Annotated in this window: 5 protein-coding genes; 3 read left to right on the plus strand and 2 right to left on the minus strand. The window is 42.0% G+C overall.

What is annotated here, in order from left to right; all coding sequences use genetic code 11:
- Both ACP45E_RS04520 and lpdA read left to right on the plus strand, forming a co-directional pair.
- On the plus strand, positions 1–220 hold a 220-nt coding region (locus ACP45E_RS04520; RefSeq protein ID WP_198927684.1), incomplete at its 5' end, for a 2-oxo acid dehydrogenase subunit E2.
- Positions 221–482: 262 nt separating this feature from the next.
- A complete protein-coding gene (gene lpdA / locus ACP45E_RS04525; RefSeq protein WP_017036666.1) occupies positions 483–1910 on the plus strand; it encodes a dihydrolipoyl dehydrogenase in 1428 nt (475 codons plus the stop codon).
- A gap of 84 nt (positions 1911–1994) precedes the next feature.
- Here lpdA and ACP45E_RS04530 read toward each other — a convergent pair whose 3' ends face one another.
- The gene (locus tag ACP45E_RS04530) at positions 1995–2615 is read right to left on the minus strand and encodes a LuxR/HapR/OpaR family quorum-sensing transcriptional regulator (protein ID WP_017036667.1); all 621 of its coding nucleotides are present in this window, start codon (positions 2613–2615) and stop codon (positions 1995–1997) included.
- 290 nt (positions 2616–2905) lie between these two features.
- Between ACP45E_RS04530 and hpt the strand changes: the two genes are divergently transcribed.
- A complete protein-coding gene (gene hpt, locus ACP45E_RS04535; RefSeq protein WP_276203914.1) occupies positions 2906–3472 on the plus strand; it encodes a hypoxanthine phosphoribosyltransferase in 567 nt (188 codons plus the stop codon).
- Positions 3473–3534: 62 nt separating this feature from the next.
- Here the strand turns inward: hpt and can are convergent.
- The coding region (gene can / locus ACP45E_RS04540; RefSeq protein ID WP_069584744.1) for a carbonate dehydratase at positions 3535–4080 on the minus strand (546 nt) is incomplete at its 5' end.

The following is a 4080-nucleotide window of genomic DNA, read 5'->3' on the forward strand; positions in this document are numbered from 1 at the left end:
CACGGCATTTACGCCAATCGTCAATGCGCCAGAAGTCGGTATCCTAGGCGTATCTAAGTCTGAAATGAAGCCAGTATGGAACGGTAAAGAGTTTAAACCGCGCCTACAGTTGCCATTATCACTGTCATACGATCACCGAGTGATCGATGGTGCAGAAGGCGCTCGCTTTATTACCTTCTTAAATGGTGCTCTATCCGACATCCGTCGCTTGGTACTATAGAACGATAACAATAGAAGAGCGGCCTTAGTGTCGCTCTTGCTACAAATTAATGACAATTTATTACAGGTTTTGAGCATAAATCTCGGCCTGAAAAAAATGAATTGTTGTCTAGCTCACAGGCTAAATTGATTTACTTTTCACATCATTAACATCTCTGTAAACTGTTTGTGGTCTGAAAATCATGGTTTAAATGCACCAATGTTAAATAATTAAAATCAATACCTACTTAGCCTGTTAGGGATTATGACTACAAGAGGTCAACATGAGCAACGAAATTAAAGCCCAAGTGGTAGTACTTGGCGCAGGTCCTGCTGGTTACTCGGCTGCATTCCGCTGTGCAGACTTAGGTCTAGAAACCGTTCTTATTGAACGTTACAGCACTCTTGGTGGTGTGTGTCTGAATGTGGGTTGTATCCCATCAAAAGCACTGCTTCACGTATCAAAAGTTATCGAAGAAGCAAAAGCACTTGCAGAGCACGGTATCGTATTTGGTGAGCCTCAAACTGACATTGATAAGATTCGTTTGTGGAAAGAAAAAGTGATTAGCCAATTGACTGGCGGTCTTGGTGGTATGGCTAAGATGCGTAAAGTCACGGTAGTGAATGGCTTCGGTAAGTTTACTGGCCCTAACTCTATCGAAGTTGATGGCGAAGACGGCAAGAAGACGGTGAACTTTGACAATGCCATCATTGCCGCAGGTTCTCGTCCAATTAAACTGCCATTTATTCCGCATGATGATCCTCGTATTTGGGATTCAACGGATGCGCTAGAGTTAAAAGAAGTACCAGAGAAACTGCTTATCATGGGTGGCGGCATCATCGGTCTTGAAATGGCAACGGTTTATCACTCTCTAGGCTCTAAGATTGACGTTGTTGAGATGTTCGATCAATTGATTCCTGCGGCTGATAAAGACATTGTTAAAGTCTACACCAAGCGCATCAAAAACAAATTTAACTTAATGCTTCAGACCAAAGTAACGGCTGTTGAAGCAAAAGAAGACGGCATTTACGTTTCAATGGAAGGCAAGAAAGCGCCAGCTGAAGCTGAACGTTACGATGCCGTTCTTGTTGCTATCGGTCGTGTACCAAATGGTCAGTTGATGGATGCTGAGAAAGCGGGTGTTGAAGTTGATGAACGTGGTTTCATTAATGTCGATAAGCAAATGCGCACTAACGTTCCTCATATTCATGCGATAGGCGATATTGTTGGTCAACCAATGCTTGCACATAAAGGTGTGCATGAAGGGCATGTGGCCGCTGAAGTTATTTCAGGTAAGAAGCACTACTTTGATCCTAAAGTAATTCCTTCTATAGCGTACACTGAGCCAGAAGTCGCGTGGGTTGGTAAAACAGAGAAAGAAGCGAAAGAAGAAGGTCTTAACTTCGAAACTGCATCATTCCCTTGGGCTGCATCGGGTCGTGCAATCGCTTCAGATTGTGCAGATGGTGTAACTAAGCTTATCTTCGACAAAGAAACTCACCGTGTCATTGGTGGTGCTATCGTTGGTACTAATGGTGGTGAACTATTGGGCGAGATTGGTCTAGCGATTGAGATGGGTTGTGATGCGGAAGATATCGCGTTAACGATTCACGCTCACCCAACGTTGCATGAATCAGTTGGTTTAGCAGCCGAAGTGTTTGAAGGTACGATTACTGACCTACCAAATGCCAAAGCAGTGAAAAGAAAATAACACTAAGGCGCTGAATCTATCAGCGCTTTAAATAATAAAAAAACCGCTGATGGATTCAGCGGTTTTTTTATGGTTAGCCGTAACTTATTGTTGGTTGTCGTGGTTGTAAATACACAACATATCTAAATAGCTGTTGGTGAGTTGTTCCATCGAAGCCTCACTTTGGAGGCGGTTTGATTGAACAAATAATGAATAACAGATGCCATGAAATAGATTAGTGAGATGATCAGGATCGTGGTCACTGCACACTTCATCACGATTGATTGCATTGATGAACATATTTTTGACTAACATTTGGTTAGTACGATTGGATGACACAAACAGAGGCCATACTTCGTCTCTGGTTGACGCACTCCATTCAAACCATACTTTCAACCAATGGCAATCTTGGATAACAAGATTCACCATTCCACCGGTAACGTTACGTAAGTTATCTTTTGCGTGTAAATCTAAATCGATGTGATCAGCTAAAAAGTTTGAAAACTGACGTACTACGTAGTTGAGTACATCATCGACAAGATCTTCACGTGTTGGGAAGTAGTTGAAGACCGTTGCGACAGAGACTTGCGCGATTTCTGCTATATCAGCATGCCCCCCACGCCCAATTCCGCGCCTTGCAAATACTTCTAATGCAATTTCCATTAGTTGTAATTTACGCTTTTGTGGAGACAGCCTTGTTCGTGGTCTTTTTGCTATAGAGTCCATATCGTTTTTTCCTTACCAATTGACGTATTGTATTTATCAAAGTTGCACTTAGAGTCTTTGCTCTAATGTTGTTTTTGTTATTTAAATAACACAATGAGTGTAATGGTGCATATGAGGTTGGTCAATGATTTATGCTTATATAATAGTCAATAATGTGGATAGTGATTAGATTCAATGTGCTTAATTTTATAGACCCTCTAATAAATGAGAAAGAATGAAAAATTTAACTCACAAAGAGAGGAGTGGTACTATAGCGGCAAAATTTAGCGTTTGATGTGGGCCAAAAGGCTTTGTCATTCTGTCATCACCGATTAATTGAGAATGCTATGAAACATACAGTTGAACCTATGATTTCTGAATTGGAAGTTCAGAAACGAGTAAAAGAGCTAGGCAAGCAAATTACCGAGCATTACCAAGGCAGTGAAAACTTGGTTATGGTTGGTTTGTTGCGCGGATCATTCGTTTTTATGGCTGATCTTGCTCGTGCCATTGATATTACGCACCAGGTCGACTTTATGACGGCGTCTAGCTATGGCAATACGATGGAAAGTAGCCGCGATGTTCGAATCTTGAAAGATCTGGATGATGATATTAAAGGTAAAGATGTTCTTCTCGTTGAAGACATCATTGATACCGGAAATACGCTAAGCAAAGTGATTGAAATCTTGTCGCTACGCGAGCCAAACTCAATCGAAGTGTGCACGTTACTAGACAAGCCAGTAAAGCGTGAAATTGAAGTTGATGCTAAATGGATTGGTTTTGCTATCCCAGATGAATTTGTGGTGGGTGTAGGTATCGATTACGCACAGAAATATCGCCACCTTCCGTATATTGGTAAGGTTGTTCCGCAGGAATAATTGATCAGAACGAGAAATGCTCACCTAATTTGGTGAGCATTTTATTGATGAGCATTGTTCATTTATCCGTTTGTTTTGTGACCATTGTTGAGTATCTTGGCCATTGCTGCTTGATACGACACCTCAAGCGTTTCTCGGCTATAGCATCTAACGCCTAAATCCAAGAGTTTTCCATCTCCGATGCCGTAAACCACCCCATGAATTTCTACATGCTGGCCTCGTTCCCAAGCGCTTTGTAATACCGTTGAGTTCCCAAGGTTATACACTTGTTCTGCTACATTAATTTCACACAGCTTATCTGCTCGTGCGGCTTGGGGCATTTCACCTAACCAGTTACGGTGCTTTAAGTACAAATCACGAATATGCAGTAGCCAGTTGTTGATGAGACCAAGCTGAGGATTATCGATAGCGGCATTAACACCGCCACAGCCATAATGACCACAAACGATAATGTGATTCACTTTCAAAACATCCACAGCGTATTGAACAACGGATAAGCAGTTTAAATCGGTATGAATAACTTGGTTGGCAACATTTCGGTGAACAAATAACTCGCCGGAATACAATCCGGTTAATCGCTCGGCGGGAACGCGACTGTCTGAGCAGCC

The sequence above is a fragment of the Vibrio genomosp. F10 str. 9ZD137 genome, from assembly GCF_049974785.1.
Lineage (GTDB): Bacteria > Pseudomonadota > Gammaproteobacteria > Enterobacterales > Vibrionaceae > Vibrio.